The 16521-nt window shown below is 46.2% G+C and carries 19 protein-coding genes; 14 read left to right on the top strand and 5 right to left on the bottom strand.

Annotated features, from left to right (window positions below; all coding sequences use genetic code 11):
- Positions 1-105: 105 nt before the first annotated feature.
- The 3 genes from WH95_RS20595 to WH95_RS10760 form a co-directional block, all read right to left on the bottom strand.
- Positions 106-780 (bottom strand): GDSL-type esterase/lipase family protein, encoded by a 675-nt coding sequence (locus WH95_RS20595; protein WP_082114103.1) that lies wholly within the window; start codon positions 778-780, stop codon positions 106-108.
- 48 nt (positions 781-828) lie between these two features.
- Complete coding sequence (locus WH95_RS10765) at positions 829-1827, bottom strand: D-cysteine desulfhydrase family protein (protein WP_046506782.1); 999 nt, start codon at positions 1825-1827, stop codon at positions 829-831.
- Between the two features lie 366 nt (positions 1828-2193).
- Positions 2194-2856 carry a cupin domain-containing protein gene (locus WH95_RS10760; protein WP_046506780.1) on the bottom strand — a complete coding sequence of 221 codons (663 nt, stop codon included), beginning with the start codon at positions 2854-2856 and terminating at the stop codon, positions 2194-2196.
- 143 nt (positions 2857-2999) lie between these two features.
- Between WH95_RS10760 and WH95_RS10755 the strand changes: the two genes are divergently transcribed.
- The 9 genes from WH95_RS10755 to WH95_RS10715 all read left to right on the top strand — a co-directional run bounded on the left by WH95_RS10755 (position 3000) and on the right by WH95_RS10715 (position 11427).
- The gene (locus WH95_RS10755) at positions 3000-3560 is read left to right on the top strand and encodes a TetR/AcrR family transcriptional regulator (RefSeq protein WP_046506778.1); all 561 of its coding nucleotides are present in this window, start codon (positions 3000-3002) and stop codon (positions 3558-3560) included.
- A 317-nt stretch (positions 3561-3877) separates the two neighbouring features.
- Entirely contained in the window at positions 3878-4615 is a 738-nt protein-coding gene (locus tag WH95_RS10750; protein WP_046506775.1) for a hypothetical protein, read from the top strand.
- Positions 4612-5868, top strand: a complete 1257-nt coding sequence (locus WH95_RS10745; protein WP_046506772.1) for a hypothetical protein — start codon at positions 4612-4614, stop codon at positions 5866-5868. Before WH95_RS10750 ends, WH95_RS10745 begins: the two co-directional genes overlap by 4 nt.
- Positions 5855-6811, top strand: a complete 957-nt coding sequence (locus WH95_RS10740) for an AAA family ATPase (RefSeq protein WP_046506767.1) — start codon at positions 5855-5857, stop codon at positions 6809-6811. Before WH95_RS10745 ends, WH95_RS10740 begins: the two co-directional genes overlap by 14 nt.
- A complete protein-coding gene (locus WH95_RS10735; RefSeq protein ID WP_052741940.1) occupies positions 6811-8127 on the top strand; it encodes a DUF58 domain-containing protein in 1317 nt (438 codons plus the stop codon). Before WH95_RS10740 ends, WH95_RS10735 begins: the two co-directional genes overlap by 1 nt.
- A 15-nt stretch (positions 8128-8142) precedes the next feature.
- Complete coding sequence (locus tag WH95_RS10730; RefSeq protein WP_082114102.1) at positions 8143-9153, top strand: stage II sporulation protein M; 1011 nt, start codon at positions 8143-8145, stop codon at positions 9151-9153.
- Positions 9138-10199 carry an RDD family protein gene (locus WH95_RS10725; protein ID WP_052741939.1) on the top strand — a complete coding sequence of 354 codons (1062 nt, stop codon included), beginning with the start codon at positions 9138-9140 and terminating at the stop codon, positions 10197-10199. The genes WH95_RS10730 and WH95_RS10725 overlap by 16 nt, the downstream gene beginning before the upstream one ends.
- 73 nt (positions 10200-10272) lie before the next feature.
- Positions 10273-11043, top strand: a complete 771-nt coding sequence (locus WH95_RS10720) for a hypothetical protein (RefSeq protein WP_046506759.1) — start codon at positions 10273-10275, stop codon at positions 11041-11043.
- 117 nt (positions 11044-11160) lie between these two features.
- Positions 11161-11427 (top strand): metal-sensing transcriptional repressor, encoded by a 267-nt coding sequence (locus tag WH95_RS10715; protein ID WP_046506756.1) that lies wholly within the window; start codon positions 11161-11163, stop codon positions 11425-11427.
- A 16-nt stretch (positions 11428-11443) separates the two neighbouring features.
- Here the strand turns inward: WH95_RS10715 and WH95_RS10710 are convergent, their stop codons facing one another.
- Both WH95_RS10710 and WH95_RS10705 read right to left on the bottom strand, forming a co-directional pair.
- On the bottom strand, positions 11444-11857 hold the full coding sequence (locus WH95_RS10710) for a DUF1801 domain-containing protein (RefSeq protein WP_046506753.1): 414 nt from the start codon (positions 11855-11857) through the stop codon (positions 11444-11446).
- A 123-nt stretch (positions 11858-11980) separates the two neighbouring features.
- On the bottom strand, positions 11981-12721 hold the full coding sequence (locus tag WH95_RS10705; protein WP_046506750.1) for a pyridoxine 5'-phosphate synthase: 741 nt from the start codon (positions 12719-12721) through the stop codon (positions 11981-11983).
- 103 nt (positions 12722-12824) lie between these two features.
- Here WH95_RS10705 and WH95_RS10700 point away from each other — a divergent pair, with 103 nt between their 5' ends.
- From WH95_RS10700 to WH95_RS10680, 5 genes are all read left to right on the top strand, one after another.
- Positions 12825-14201, top strand: a complete 1377-nt coding sequence (locus WH95_RS10700; RefSeq protein ID WP_052741938.1) for an aminotransferase-like domain-containing protein — start codon at positions 12825-12827, stop codon at positions 14199-14201.
- Positions 14202-14287: 86 nt separating this feature from the next.
- Entirely contained in the window at positions 14288-14620 is a 333-nt protein-coding gene (locus WH95_RS10695) for an ArsR/SmtB family transcription factor (RefSeq protein WP_046506746.1), read from the top strand.
- Positions 14621-15145, top strand: a complete 525-nt coding sequence (locus tag WH95_RS10690; RefSeq protein ID WP_046506745.1) for an SRPBCC family protein — start codon at positions 14621-14623, stop codon at positions 15143-15145.
- 29 nt (positions 15146-15174) lie between these two features.
- The gene (locus tag WH95_RS10685; RefSeq protein WP_046506742.1) at positions 15175-15528 is read left to right on the top strand and encodes a VOC family protein; all 354 of its coding nucleotides are present in this window, start codon (positions 15175-15177) and stop codon (positions 15526-15528) included.
- 257 nt (positions 15529-15785) lie between these two features.
- On the top strand, positions 15786-16487 hold the full coding sequence (locus tag WH95_RS10680; protein ID WP_157845939.1) for a substrate-binding periplasmic protein: 702 nt from the start codon (positions 15786-15788) through the stop codon (positions 16485-16487).
- The last annotated feature ends 34 nt before the right edge of the window (positions 16488-16521 follow it).

Here is a 16521-nt window from a genome sequence, read left to right as displayed (position 1 = left end):
AGTTGTCTAACTTAATTTTAGCTCAAGGCGTGAAGAGAGACGTGTAGATTTCTCTACATGAACGATGAAGAAACGATGAGAAAAAGTTAAGCTAGACAACTAGATTTAGGCTTGAATCAGGCCCTGCCAATGGGGCGAAGACTGCACGATTTCTGCCATGGCCTGATAGCCTTTTCCGGTTGAATGCAGGCCGTCATTCTCTGCAAGCCCGGCCATGAAATCATCATTTCCGCTCAGGGCTTGGTGCATATTGATATAGGGAATATTCAGGCCCTGACATATCTCGGCATATTCCATAGATCCGTTGGCCAGGTCCTCGTTTTTGAAGTCAAAATTCATGTTTGATACGGTCGAGAAGAAGGGTAGCTTGCTTTCATCTACGGGCGTCGGACCAAAGACAAGCAAGGGCGCAATCTCGGCAAGTTCGTTCATCAGGGCTTCGAAGTTTTTCATGGCTCTATGCCTCGGTGTTCGGGGCATCGGCGTTCTGGGCATGGATTTTGGGGGCGTACTACTTTCGATCAGGGCGAAATCGTTTGACCCCGTGGCAAAGACAATAAAGTCCTTTGCATCTGTAAATCTGGCCCGGCACTCCGCTGCGGCGCGCTCCGATATCTCCCTGAGCGTTTGTCCCCTGACCCCGAGATTGTAGTGGATAAAGCTTTGTTTGGTTTCTGCCTCTAAAAGCGCAAGGCGTCCGGGCATGCCCAATCGCGCTTCATCCCCCATGCCTTCCATAACGGACGCGCCCAGAAAACAAACTCGTTTCATGTCACTCATCTTTCGGTTCTTATTCGGTGTTGGGTAAGTATCATCTGAATTTGGGGATTACCTGAATAAGGACGGGTAAGCCCCAAGTGCCTGTGCGCCGCCTGTATGGAGGAAGATTACAGTATCGTTTTCTTTAAATTTTCCCTGCTTTATATGATCTATAAGGCCAGCAAAGGCTTTGCCGGAATAGACAGGGTCCAGCAATATCCCTTCGGTTCTGGCAAGCAGTTCAATGGCTTCGTTTCCGGCATCCGAGGGAATGCCATAGTTACTGCCGCCATAGCCCGTGATCACCTGTAAATCGTCTGCCGGGTCCCAGACCTCGAACCGACCAAGGCGTTCGAGTGTTTCCGGCACAATGGACTTGATGGCGTCGGTCACAGGGGCGGGGTCGCCATCCACCTCGACGCCGAGAATGGGGAAGGGACGTTTCAGGGTGATCATTCCGGCAATGAGGCCCGCCTGTGTGCCGCCGCTGGATGTGGCGTGGTAAAGCGCCTTGGGGCTGAGGCCTAGGCTGCGGCACTGTTCATGAATTTCCAACAGGGCGCTGGCATAGCCAAGGGCACCAACCGCATTGGACCCGCCAACGGGAATGATATAGGGCCTTTCGCCCGCTTTTGTTAGATCAGCGGCCAGTTCATCCATAATACGATCCCGGTCAGAACCGCCGGGATGGATGGTAATCTCTGCACCAAGTAATTTGTCGAGAACAAGGTTCCCCGATGTCTGGTAAGCCGCATCCGGCCAGTCTACATTTCGCACCAGCACCAGATGGCATTTTAGCCCGTATCGTGCCGCTGCGGCGGCGGTCTGGCGAACATGGTTGGATTGCAGGCCGCCCGCCGTAATCACACAGGTCGCTTCCCTGTCCAGTGCATCGGCAATCAGAAACTCCAGCTTGCGGGTTTTGTTGCCACCCCCGGCAAGACCTGTGCAGTCATCCCGTTTGATAAAGATCTCTGGCCCGCCGAGATGTTTGGATAACTTACTTAGCAGATGCAGGGGCGTCGGGGTGAAGGCCAGCGGCACAGATGAATTGAATTCGGTAAGCATGGGATACCTGAGAAACGAGGGGCAAAAGGCTAAAACTGTTAAAGGCTTACTTTGATCCTTTTCCGCTTTTACTTCAATAGAGCTAGGTAAAATCTTTGGTTTTTTGATGGCGTTAATTGCTGGTCTGCTATTGCCTGATCTTGTGACTATCTGATCACTGTGGGGGGGCAAACTTCGTCTTTGCTCACACAGATAATACGCCGCTTGGATAATTATGGTTTGCGCCCCGAAAAGATTCATCAAAGGGAAAGGATTCACCAAAGGGAAAGGCTTCACCAAAAGTCTGGCACATAGAAGGTTCTATTACAAAGTTAGCGAACTATAAGGTGCGGCCCAAAAAACAAAAGGAAGAGTTTGGCCAGCAAACTATACTTTCTCAAGATGTCCTGTCTTAACCAGCAGCGTTGTGTCTTTTGTGAAATCGTATGTGACCTCTGTTTCTGCTGGATAGCGCAACCATGATCTGGCTGGGAAGGCACGGCCATTGGACTGCAGTTCTCCGCTCACAACCAGAACTTCCATGCCTTTATCCGGGGTGGTCAGGGTGAGATTGGCGCCAGTGGTCCATTTTTGCAGGGTGACTTTTTCGCTCTCAAACTGGTGCAGGTTTATGGTGCTTTGACCTGTATACTCTCCCTTGGTCCAGAGGCTTGTATCGTTAGTGTTAACTGACTTTTGCTCTCTGTCATTTTGATCAAACTGCCATAGCTTCACAAAAATTGTACAGCCTTCGACAGTATGCGGTGAGTGGCTGGTGCCGACTGGGTTGCGCACATAGGTCCCGGCGGGAAAGTCGCCGTACTGATCAGAGAAAACGCCTTCCAGCACAAAGAACTCTTCGCCGCCGTCGTGGCTATGTTCCGGGAAGTATTTATCGCGGTCAAACTGCACAATCGTTGTGGCGCGGGCAACTTCATCGCCAATGCGGTCAAGCATTGTTCTGTGAACCCCCGCCGCCGGAGAGGGCGAAGAAGCTGTATCCGAGGGATGCAGTTCAGCGGCCTGTGTGAAATCAGCATTGATACGCATGGGGCTCTCCGTCTATACTTTCAAAGTATATATCTATGAGTAGGTATATATAATTCTATCATTTATACCTTTAAAAAGAAACGTCAAGAGGCTATCTATCAATTAATAGGTAAGCTGACTGGCTAGCTAAAGGTAAGAGACAAATGCCCGAAAGATCAACAGAGAGATCAAAAACAGCAACGACAATTATGGACATTGCAGAAGACTACATTCGGACACGTGGCTATAACGCCTTTAGCTTTCGTGATATCTCTGCTGAAATTGGAATCAAGACAGCCAGTATTCACTATCACTTTCCCTCCAAAGCTGATTTGGGTGTCGCCGTCACGCAACGCTATACCGACCGCTTTATCGAAAGCCTGGGGGAACCGGATGCCTATCCCGTGATGGAGCAGGTGCGGCGCTATAAAGAAGCCTTTCGTTCGTCCTATGCCGCGGGTGAACAGATGTGCCTGTGCGGGATGCTGGGGGCCGAGATTGCATCCCTTCCCGATAATGTTATGATGAAATCCAAGGCCTTCTTTGATCAAAACATGTCCTGGCTTACCCGTGTGTTTTTGTCTGACAAGGCGAGCGCTTACTCTGAAGAGAGTGCACAAAGTGAAGCCCTGAAACTTTTGGCATTGCTGGAAGGCGGGCTTATTGTGGCCCGCACCATGGATGGCCTGAAGACTTTTGACCAGATAATTGATTATAATCTGTAACAGTAGTCGTTGGTTTTCTGACGAGATTTGTTTAATTGGCTCAGGTCTTAAAAAACTATAGACACTATTCTTATGGCTGTGTCATTCTGCGTTGAATTCTCGTCTAGGTTTTGGTGGGTACTGGTTGCTGTTTTATTGCTTGTTCTCGTTTTAAATCGATTAATATTTACCAAAGTACTATCGCCCTGATAAGGCTTTGTGGGGGTCCTTATCTTTTGTGTTCTATAAGTCAAAATAAGATATTACGTCGTCGATATCTGACTATTCAAAAGTTTATTTTTATTAGTTTTTTGCTCCTTTTGCTAAACTTGGGAGGGATGTTGTTTGCATCTTCCTTTGCTGGTGCTCAATCTTTTGATAGCGAAATTGGTGAGGCAATAGAAGATATTTATTCAGGTGATCGTTACCAAAACGAGCCGCCTTTTGATGTAAAGACTGAGAAGGTCGAAAAGAAAGTCCCGGAAAAGAAAAAAGAAGAGAGGGAGCCTTATGATTTCTCGGCATTGGAGTTTTTGGGTAAGATTATTTTTTTCGGGTTCTTGGTGGTTGTTGTGCTTTTACTTGCTAAAGCTGCCTATAGCTATTTCAGTGATTTGAAACGACGCCCGCAAAACAAAACGACCGTTGAAGACGAAGCGAGTTCCTATGCCAGAGTGACGTCTATTTCTGAAGAATTGAGCAGAGAAACCCTGGAACACGCAGATCAATTGGCGAACCAAGGGCAATTTGAGGCGGCGATCAGGGTTATTCTTATGTGCTGTTTGAAACATGTCAGAGAGAGCTACTATGCAACCTTGCCGGATGCTTTGACCAACAGGGAGATCCTGCAGGCTGATTGGTTACCAACTGATATCAGTTCTAAAATGGCGATCATTGTAAACGCTGAAGAATTGACAGAATTTGGTGGACGGCCTGCTGGTCAGGACGAATTTACGTCATGCCGTAACGCCTTTCAGATTTTTTTGGCTCCAAATCTTTCGACGCGATCGGCACTGGCACCGAATAAAGACGAGAAAAATACAGATACTGACAAGCGACAGGGAGAGACCGAATGAATGATCGGGTCTTTTCAAGACGTACTTTGATATGGCTGGTGTTGATTGGTGTGCTGTCTTTTGTCGGGGCTTTTGTTGCTTCTATCTATCAAAGCAAGATCGTGCAGATAAGCTCCTATGGCGCAAATTCCTATTCTGAATCAGCAGTTGGTCACAAAGCTTTTGTCAAGTTACTGCAAAAGATGAATTTCAGAACACGGATCAGTCGTCAAATGCGTGGTGGTTTTAACTTTTCTGACGCAAAGTTGGTGATAGAGCCGCAATCCGTTTCTGGTTTGTCTGATACGCTCAATGGATTTAGCGGTATCGGATCGTTGATTGTTTTACCCAAATGGCAGGTGCGTCAAGATCCCAAAAATAGTCGTTGGGTCAGTACCATGAAACTGCGTCGGCCTGAACAGGTAGGAAGGATTCTGGACTATATTGGCGATGATCTCATCCTTGTTCAGAATGATGTAACCCAGACGGCTGAAAACTTTACCTGGGATACTGATATTTTGTCGCTGGATCGACAGCTATCTGTTACAGGGCCACAGTTAATTGCCCATAACCCCACTGTCTTGCGTCCCTTGGTATATAATGATCAAGGGGTTCTGCTAGCAGAAGTTATCCGGTCTGATTTCTTTTATGATATTGATCGTACCTGGGTTTTGAGTGATCCGGATGTTCTATCAAATCATGGTCTGGATAATGGTGGAAACGCCGCCTTTATTGTTAGTGTTGTTGACGAACTTACCAATGGTCGTATCGGTGGTGTTATTATTGATGAGACGTCTCATGGCTTCGCCGCAGAACCAAGCCTGTGGCGAAAGATGTTTGAATTCCCCTTTGCTGTGGTTACGTTACTGGCCACTGTGTCCGTTCTCTTTTTGGTTTGGAGCAGTTTTAGCCGTTTTGGGTCTCCGGCGAAAAATAAAAAAGAATATCAGGCGGGTAAAGAATTCCTGATTGGCAACACCGCAGAACTATTGGCATTTGGTGGGCATGGGGCCTTGATGCTCAGGCAGTATGCAGATCGATCGCTACAGTCGGTTGCATTTAAATTGCACGCGCCCAAAAACATTCATTCATACGAACTTCTAGAATGGCTTGACCGTGTCGGTTATGCCCGCGGTATTGATACAAGGGGGAGTGACGTATTAACTGCCGCAGAAGATCTATGCAAGGCAAACCGATTTAACGTTTTGGCTGCTATTCGCGCAGCACAAAATATCCATCGATGGAAACAGGAGATGCTGTATGGAACTGGATGATATCCGGACCATTAGTGATGGTTTAAAAAAAGAAGTCCGCCGTACCATTGTCGGACAAGATGGTGCATTGGACCTGATGCTTGTCAGTCTTTTGTGCAAAGGTCATTTATTGCTGGAAGGGGTGCCGGGAACAGGAAAAACCCTGTTGGTCAGGTCCTTTTCAAAAGCCTTGAATCTAGAGTTTGGACGCATTCAGTTTACACCGGATTTGATGCCGGGTGACGTACTGGGAACAAACCTGTTTAATTTTCAGACAAACGAGTTTTCGCTCACCAAAGGACCGATCTTTACTGATTTGTTGTTGGCGGATGAAATCAACCGAACCCCGCCAAAAACTCAATCTGCTTTGTTGGAAGCCATGAGCGAACGATCCGTGACAATCGATGGTACCAGCCACCAGCTTGGCGCCGGGTTTTTGGTCATTGCGACACAGAACCCTATTGAGCAACAGGGAACCTATCCCTTGCCCGAGGCACAGTTGGATCGGTTTATGTTCAAGTATGTTCTGGAATATCCCAGCGAAGCAGAAGAACGTTCGATCGTGGCAATGCATGGTCATCAAACCTCTATGCCAAAGCTAGATGAATTCGGCATGAAGGGTGTTGCCAATCTGGCTCAATTGGAAGAAATGAGAGCAATCGTTGGTAAAATCAGGCTCAGTCCGGAAATAACAAACTATATCGTATCAGTGGTGCGGGCCACGCGAGAGCACCCGGCGCTTCAATTCGGTGGTTCTCCTCGATCAGCCACGATGCTTGCTGCAGCGTCCCGTGCTTATGCCGCTTTGCAAGGACGGGACTATGTTATTCCCGATGATGTGAAGTTTGTTGCTATCCCGGGTTTGCACCATCGTGTTGTTCTTGCCCCAAGTGCAGAAATTGAGGGAACGCAAACAAACAGCGTTATTCGTGAAATTCTGGAACAGACAGCTGCCCCGAGATAATGAGACCAACGCTTCGTAGTGCCTTTCTTCTCTCTCTGGGAGTACCGCTCAGCCTTTTCCTGATTATCTGGGATGAGGGATTGTGGTTGTTCGGCGGGGTTTATTTACTGTTAGCTCTTTTCCTTATTGGAATTGATGCCCTGAACGCATTGGCACCAAGGCGAATAACGCTTTCGCAAAATATTCCTGATTTGCTCTATGCCGGGCACGATGACTATGCGTATTTCTCTTTAACTGTTAATAGCCGCTTACGTGCTTTGGGCGTGACAGCTTTGTTGGATGTGGACAGTGAATATCTTGATAAGACGGCCCCGGTAATTATAGATCGTCTGGACCAAAATTCAGTTGGTGAATTGGCTTTTCCATTGGTGGTAAAGCGTCGGGGAAAAGCCAAGATCATGCATCTGTGGCTCAAGTGGTATAGCCCTTGGGGGTTGATTGTGCGTCAGACCAAATGGGATCTGGCACACGAAGTGTCGATTGTGCCGAATGTTCATGCAGTCAGAACTGCGGCCCTGCGAATAAACAGTCGCGATGCTTACCATGGAACGAAGGCTCAAAAACAACGTGGCGACGGCACCGAGTTTGATGCCTTGCGTGAATATCAATCGGGGTACGATTTACGTTCGATCGACTGGAAGCATTCAGCCCGACACAGAAAATTAGTCTGCAAAGAGTTTCAGGTTGAACGAAATCATAATGTGATCCTGGCGTTTGATACAGGGCATTTGATGACAAGGCCTCTTGATGGCCTGCCTCAGTTGGATCATATGATCAATGCAGGGTTATTGTTAGGGTTTATGGCGCTGCGAGGCGGGGATAAGGTCGGTCTTTATGGTTTTGATGCCAAGGTCAGACGGCTGGCAAAGCCATTAGGCGGGCATCAGGCCTTTAGCCATCTACAGGTAAACTGTGCCGAGCTGGATTATCAGTACAACGAAACCAACTTTACGCTCGGACTTTCCCACCTTGCCGGACAGTTACAACGCAGGTCTCTGATTGTTCTCTATACCGATTTTGTTGATACTGTTACGGCAGAATTGATGATCGAAAATCTTACACGCATGGCCAAACGACATTTGATTATTTTTGTTACATTGGAAGATCGTGAACTTGCAAGCCTTGCCGAAAGAGAACCACGGTCAATTAGCGATATTGCCAAGTCTGTTGTCGCGGACGATTTTTTGCGGGATCGACAGGTTGTCTTTGAACGTTTGCGGCGTCTCGGTGTGCATTGTATTCAGGCCCCGGCAGCTTCCCTGAGTGCGGATCTTGTTGAACGCTATCTCGCGATTAAAGATCAGGATCTTATCTGATATGAAAGGGCAGGCATGATGTCAGATACAACGCTTAAAAGTTCTCAGTTTCGTAAAGAGCGGGAAGCTTCGTGGAAAGAGCTTCAGGATCTGGTAGAGAAGATTGAAAAGAAGGGTGTGAAGTCGCTGGACGCAGATCAACTAATGCGCTTGCCAAACCTGTATCGCTTTACCCTGTCATCTCTGTCGGTGGCACGCGGTGTCTCGCTGGATAGAAATCTGCTTGAATATCTCGAGCTTCTCTCAACAAGGGCCTATTTTTGTATCTACGGCGTTCATGCCAGCTTTGGCGGAACAGTATTGAACTTTCTTTTCCAGGAATTTCCGTTAGCTGTCTGGAATGCTCGTTGGCGCATTTTACTGACCACAATCATCATGCTTGTGGGCGGGGTAATCGCCTATTATCTGACAATCACTAACGAAGAATGGTATTACACCTTTGTTAGTGATGGTATGTCCAGTGGTCGAACTCCGGCCAGTGCTACCGAAGATTTACGCAAAGGTCTTTACGATGGTGCGGATATGGATGTTCATGAATTAAATGTCTTTGCGTCATACTTGTTTTCCCATAACTCGTCTGTCGGGATACTTTCCTTTGCCCTTGGTTTTGCCCTGGGAGTACCAAGTGTTTTGCTTATTTTTTATAATGGCCTGACCTTGGGATCATTTGTTGCTCTGTATAGTGGACGTGGTTTGGGTGTTGATCTGGCTGGGTGGTTATCCATCCATGGTACCACAGAGCTACTGGCAATTATTCTTTGTGGTGCAGGCGGGCTTGGTCTTGCCAAGGGAATAATAATGCCAGGGCATAAATCCAGACTGGCTAACCTGGCTTACGAAGGACGCCAGGCCGCTAAAATTGTAATTGGTGCGGTACTGATGCTGTTAATTGCGGCTATTCTCGAAGGTTTTGGTCGGCAATGGATTACAGACACATCGACACGTTTTCTGATCGGTGGATCCATGCTCACATTCTGGGGGCTATATTTTGGCTATTGGGGGCATCGGCTATGGAAAAGACGGTAACGTCCGCTTCGTCAAAAGTTTCCGAACGAAATAAAGGCCAAGATAATAAGCTCAATAAAGGCAAGCGTTTTGCCAAAAGGGGCTACACTAAAAATAACCCAACTCAGTGGCGGCGTGTTGTAACACCCGAAGGGGTGCCCGTTAGCTTTCAACTGGCATCTCGTGGTGATCGTGTTGCTGCAGTTTTGTTGGATCTCATGATTGTTTACGGATTGCCAATTTTGCTGCTTGTCGGTTTTCTGTTTTCTGGTGTTTGGGAAAACCTATTGGACAAAAAAGAGGCAATTTATGTTCTGATCTCAATCGTCACGGTTGTCTTGTTTCTGTGGTATAATTTTTATTTCAGTTACTTTGAGATAAAATGGCAAGGTCGAACACCGGGTAAACGGGCTTTGGGGATCAGGGTTGTTGACCGGCATGGCGGTCAATTAAAACCCGATGCCGTTTTTGCGCGGAATTTGATGCGTGAACTTGAATTGTTTTTACCCCTTACAATGCTGTTTTCTCCGGTCAGTTCTGGCGTTGATGGTGTCATTAATTTACTGGTTTGGATTTGGCTCGGGGTCTTTATTTTTCTTCCCTTCTTCAACAAAGACCGCTTAAGGGCGGGGGATATGATTGCTGGAACCTGGGTGGTTAAAATACCTAAAACAAATCTGTTAGGTGATATCGTTCAGGATAAAGATATTCTTGGGATCACAACGAATAAACTTTCGACAACGCCCGGCAAAGAGCAAGGTTATAGCTTTTCTGAAGAGCAGGTTGATGCCTATGGTATTTATGAACTGCAAACTTTGGAAGAGTTACTGCGAAAACCAGAGGTGACACCTAAAACCATTAAAGAAGTCGCCGAGCGGATAAAAACAAAGATCAAATGGGTTGAACCAGTAGCAGACAAGGGGGCTTCTTTTTACTGGAAAAATCACAAGGGCAGCACAGAAAAAGAAAAAGAGTTTCTCAAGGCGTACTACGCAGCTTTACGTAAAAGGCTCGAAGCCAAAATGCTTTTGGGGGTTCGTCGGGAAAACAAGTATGATAAGACATAAGAGATTTTGATCTCTGATGTAATCTTCACTATTATTCTATAACTTAAATTATTTTATTATCTGAGGGGGTAATATGAGTAACTTTAATGAGAATGTCGCGGGGCAATTCAGTCTTGGCGATACCTTGGGGACAACCTTTAATATTCTCATGAAGCGGTTTATTCCGTTGAATCTAATCGTGTTGATCTTTCAACTGCCTATGTTGATTTGGTCTGTCTCTTCGGGATTGTTTACAGCGAGTGTTGAAAATCCCGAAATCGTTTTAAGTACCTATAGCAACCAGTTTGTCTGGATTATGATTGTTTCCACAATTCTGTCTTTTGCCTCTGCTGCTGCTGTCGTTTACGGTGTTTTCCTGGATATTACTGGGCGTGATATTAGTATTGGCGAATGTCTTTCTAAAAGTCTGAGTGTTTTGGTTCCTGTCATCCTATCCGGCCTGCTGGCTTATGTTATCATTCTTCTCGGTACAGTATTACTGGTCGTTCCCGGTATTTTTGCGGCGATATGCTTTTTTGTTGTGATCCCTGTTGTGGTTGTCGAGCGTCCTGGTATCTTTGCAAGCCTTGGGCGAAGTGCAGATCTTACCAAAGGCAATCGCTGGTCCATCCTGGGACTCTTCCTGGTTATTATGTTAATCGCTATTGTACTAGGATTCATTAGTAACTTTATCACAATTTTCTTTGTTGGGACGAGCTTGAATGTCATTGCCATTGTTATCTCGACTGTGGTGCAGGTTATCACAACCACTTTCTTCCTGATTGTTGGCGCTGTGACCTATAACAATCTGCGCAATAGTAAAGAAGGCGTTTCTTCTGGTGAAATTGCTGCCGTATTTGACTGATAACGGTTTGATTACAAGCACAGAAAAAGCCGGAGCTGTCTTGTCTCCGGCTTTTTCTTTATGTCGTGATAAAATCTTGCTATTCAGAATACCCTTTTACAAGAGACGGCAGAAAACATGTCAACACAGCACACATCCCATAAGCAGGTTATAAACCGTCTTAAACGGGCGCATGGACACATGCACAAGATTATGGAGATGCTGGAAAATGAACGGTCTTGTGTTGATGTGGCGCAACAATTGTATGCCGTCGAAAAAGCCGTGATTAAAGCCAAGAGGCTCTTAATCCATGATCATATTGATCACTGTTTGGGGCAAGGGGATCATGATCCTCAATCGAGCCAAACTCTGGACGAGCTGAAAGAGATTACAAAATATCTCTGATGTAATATATCTGACGTTATTTCTTATTTAAATGATAGGTCAGAGCCAGAGAAATACAATGCTGTAGCGCTTGTTTCGCTATAATATCTTGCTCGTTGAACAGGATTGCCCGGTTACCGCTATATGTAAATTCAGTTGGATAGAGTTCTCTGAATTGATCCAGCAGGGTGGTCTGGCAATGAACATAAAGGGCATATTGCCCCTGATCGTCGCCCGTCTTATCAATACGAATTGTTGTGCCGCTTTTAGACTTTGTGGTTAGAAAGCTTGGCTGTCCCCATTTTAAGGTTTCTTCGATAGGACCAACATCTGGGATACTGGCTGCTGTATCCAGAATTATCTTTCTAAGGTCTAATAGCTTGTTACGAAGGTTTGCAGGATAGTTTTCATATGCTGTTGCGACATTAACGGGCAGTGATTTGGAAGTCATTTGGTCTGATGCCTCACGGATACATTCCCAGCAAATTACTTATAGCCAACAGTTTAATCTAAAAGCTACCTGACTGTATAGCTATGGCCTTGGACTATACAGGCCAGGTATCTTATTTGTCCTTTATTTCTTTGCAATCTCAGCAAGGTAAGCCTTGATCGCACCATCCATTCCATAGATTAGGGCGTCCGCAGTGAGGGCATGGCCAATCGACACTTCATCGGTCCAGGGGATTGCTTGTAAAAAATGCGCCAGATTATCCAGATTTAGATCGTGACCTGCATTTACACCTAGGCCAGAATCACGTGCGGCAATCGCTGTGCTCTTGTACAAGGAAAGTACCTGTTCACGATCATCCCTAAAGAAGCATTCATAGTAGGGGCCAGTATAAAGCTCAACACGATCAGCCCCTATTTCTGCTGCGGCAAGGGCAACATCTGGATCGTGATCAATGAAAACAGACACGCGCGCATTTTGCGCGTGAAGCCGATCAACAATCTCTTTGAGCCTGTCTTTGTTGGTGCGAATATCCCAGCCATGATCAGATGTATTTTGGTCTGGATCGTCGGGAACCAGTGTCACCTGCTCAGGCTTGGTATCAGCCACGAGCTGCATGAATTCTTCGGTCGGATTTCCCTCGATATTGAATTCAATCGGCGCCCCATATTCCTCGCGAAGCATTTTAGATAGCTCATAAACATCCGATTTACGGGTATGTCGCTGGTCCGGTCTGGGGTGGACTGTTATACCGCCTGCACCAGCTGCCAAGGCTATTTTTGCCATTCCGGTAACGCTTGGGTAGTCGATATCCCGCTGATTACGTAACAGGGCAACTTTGTTTAGATTGATGCTTAGAACGGTCATAATTTCCTCATATTGTTATGGTAACAATATAAATTGTTGTAGTATTTCATAGAATAATGTTCTTATTATTGTTCTAGTCAACAAAAACATTGTTGGGGTAACAATGTGGGTTCCACAAAATCTTGATTCTAAACTGCCTGTCTATCGCGCCATAACTGATTGTTTGGCGATCGATATTGAACAGGGGCGACTTGCCGAGGGTGAGAAGCTTCCCCCCATGCGTGACCTTGCTGATGAACTGGGTGTTACTGTGGGAACTATATTACGGGCCTATGATCTTGCGGAACAGCGGGGTTTACTTGTCAAGCAAACGGGACGTGGAAGCTTTGTTCGTTCCCACAGGGATCATGAACAAAATAAACAGGACGGGTTGGATGAAACAGGGGCCGTTGACCTCAGCCGTAACACGCCGCCCTTTATTAATCTAGAGGCACAGCTAAGACGTTCGTTGATCGAGATTGGCAAAGATAGCAACCTTGATGGAATGCTTGAATATGGCCAGAGCCAGGGATTGTTACGTCACCGTGAAGTCTTGTGTGAATGGCTTGGTGGACGAGGATTTGCAGCGAACCCTGGTCGTCTGATTATTACAGGCGGCGCTCAACAGGCATTGACCACAGCCTTGGGGGCATTGACATCTCCTGGTGATACTGTGCTGGTAGAGGAACTTTCCTATCCAGGTATCAAGAACTACGCGCGCTTCTTTGGCATCAATCTGGTTCCTGTTGCTTTGGACGAGGGCGGACTGGTACCGCAATCTGTCGAGCAAGCTTGCCTTAGAAATTCTGTCAAAGCTCTCTATTGTATGCCCTTTGCCCATAATCCAACCACAGCCACAATGTCTGAAGCGCGAATTGCTGAAATAGCAAAAATGGCAGACCAATACGGTTTTTTTGTTATCGAGGATGACGTAAATCCGCGCAGTCTAAAGTCCGATTTCAAGCCGATTGCAGCCTTTAACCCGGAACGAACTGTGTATATCAGCAGTTTATCCAAAACTATTTCGCCGGGGTTAAGGGTGGGTGCTCTTATGCCGCCGCAAGGGCTGTTGTCTCAGTTCCTAGCGGCAAGTCAGACGACCAGTTGGATGGCTCCCCCCCTGATGGCAGAGGTTGCGTGTCACTGGATTAAGGATGGTACGGCGTGTGAGCTTGAAACCCAACGAAATGTGATTACCGCTAACTTGCTCAAGCAAGCAGCTGATTGCCTGTCAGAAATCGAATACCGTTTCAACGAGGCAACGTCACATCTTTGGATCCCGTTGAGAGATACGTGGAAGGCCGAAGAGTTTGCCGAGACATTGGGGTTGCGTGGGGTCAGGGTTTCGCCTTCGAGTATCTTTGCTGTCGATCCTGTCTCAGCACCATCCGGTGTTCGGATTAATCTTACAAATATTGATGACACTTTATTAAGGCAATCCCTAATCGCTGTTGTCGAGCTTCTCAACAGTGCACCTCAAGCAACTAAGTTCCAGATGTAAGGTGTTTATGCATGGGGCGAATGATTTGACCTTAGCTTATAAGTGATATATTTAACTAATGGGTTAATTTTCTTTTTGGTTATGGTATGGATAATCTAAGCGATACATTTTTTGCGCTGTCTGATCCGACACGACGAGCCATTCTTTTGAGGCTATCCAAGGGGGATGCAACTGTCGGGGAGTTGGCTTCCCCCTTTGAAATGTCTGCACCGGCTATTACAAAGCACCTTAAAATACTTGAACGTTCCGGGCTTATTCGTAAGGAAAAGGATGGGCAGTTACGTCGTTGTATTTTGCAGGAAAAACCCTTGAAGGGGGCTTCTGAATGGCTAGAGCATTACAGCCATTTTTGGGAAGGCAGTTTTGCTCAGCTTGATGATACCTTGAAGGTGTTAGTCGCTGAGGAGGACGCAGAGTAGATGGCTGAATATAAAAATACAGGCAATTTTTCTGATAATATTTCTTCTTCTGATTTGACGTTGGAAATTACACGACGCTTTGCTGCGCCAAGGGAAACAGTTTTCAAAGCCCTAACCCGGCCAGAGATTTTCAAAACCTGGTGGGGGCCAAAGGGGTGTGACTGTCGTGCTTGTGAGATCGATTTACGGGTTGGTGGCCAGTGGAAAACGACACTGGAAAACACGGACGGAGATTGTTCTTCTAATCAGGTTGGCGGTGTATACACCGAAATCGAAGATCCTTCCAAGCTGGTTTTTACCTGGGCCTGGATCGACGAGAATGGAATTCGCGGACATGAAACAGAAGTGACAATACTGCTTCATGATGAAGGTAAGAAAACTTTGATGGAGTTTTCCCAAAAGATTTTTGCTGATGCAGAGCAATGGGATCAACATCGTAAAGGGTGGAAAAGTTCTTGGGATTGTCTCGAAGAAGTCCTCGCAGGGGGAAAAAACGAACTATTGGGTGTTCCTGAAATATTTTGAACACGTAAAAGACAAGAAGGATAAAATAAATGGGATGTCCCGTTGTACATTTTGAAATTATTTCCGAGGACGCTGAAAAGGCACAGGCCTTTTACGGAGACCTCTTTGGCTGGGATATTGATGCAGATAATCCTATGAACTATGGCATGGTTGACACCGAAAGCGATGACAAGGGTATTAACGGTGGTATTGGCGAGGATATGGCCGATACGGGTGAGCATCTGACCTTTTATGTCGAAGTACCGTCAGTGGAAGAGACCTTGAAACAAGTTGTTGAAAAAGGGGGGACGATTGTTCTAGAGGCACTGGATGTTCCTGGTGGCCCTACGATTGGTTTGTTTAATGATCCGGATGGCCGTCGGGTTGGGCTTGTCGAGGCATGATCCAGTTCAAGAATACGTTTTCCCAAAGCCCTGACAGAAATGTCAGGGCTTTTTCGTTTTCGGGGGCTTTTTCGTTTTCGGGGGTTTGTTCGTTTCGGGGCTTTTTCGTTTTATAGAATCTTTAATATAATTTTACCTATTTCCAATATTATTAAGTTACCTCGAAACAGGTCATTGGGCTTTGGATGAGATTTTTACTCTTCTTATTTGTGCTATTTCATAGTTGTTTCAGTGCGATAACAGCTTTTGCGAAAGAGGTGAAGTTAGTCACAGGATTTGATTATGCCCCCTATGCAAGTCCTAGTTCCCCCAGTGGTGGAGTTATCACTGAAATCGTTACGACTGTTTTTTCCGAAATGGGGTATCGCGTCAGTTTGGGCTATTATCCGTGGAATAGAGCGCTCAAAAGGGTTGATCGCCTTAACAGTGATGCGACCTTTCCTTTTGCTTATACTGATGATCGTGCAGAAAAATTCCTCTATTCCGATCCGGTTCATCACATGAAATTAAGTGTTTTCCAAAACTCTGGAAGCCAAAATCATTATTCTTCACCAAATGATTTGATCGGCCTGACAGGCTGTGAACCGTTGGGGTACAAGACCGAAATTGAGCTTGTAGATTTAATTAAGGCGAAAAAAATCAATCGGTTCCGCGCTGAAAGTGTCGAGGACTGTTTGCAAGGGGTGGCATCGGGGCGTGCAGACTTTGTTGTTCTTAGCCCGTCTGTTGCCTGGGTTGCTGCGAATAAGCTTTGGAAAGATAACGCAAAAGATATTATATCTGAATCAAAGGTACCGCTAAAAACATCGACAGAGCACCTTGTCATATCTAAAAAACATCCGAATGGGCAGGGATTAATTACAGAATTTAACGCAACGTTTCTTAAGCTAAAAGCAAAGGGTGTTATTCAGGGAATTTGGACCAGACACTTGGGAAAAGACTCGCCCCCCGTCATGTAGAACGCTCTAGTCGGCTGGGGGGAAACTATATTGG

This window comes from Kiloniella litopenaei, assembly GCF_000982415.1.
GTDB classification, from domain to species: Bacteria; Pseudomonadota; Alphaproteobacteria; order Kiloniellales; family Kiloniellaceae; genus Kiloniella; species Kiloniella litopenaei.
Note: the sequence above shows the minus strand (reverse complement) of the source record. Positions and strands in the feature narration are given on the sequence as shown.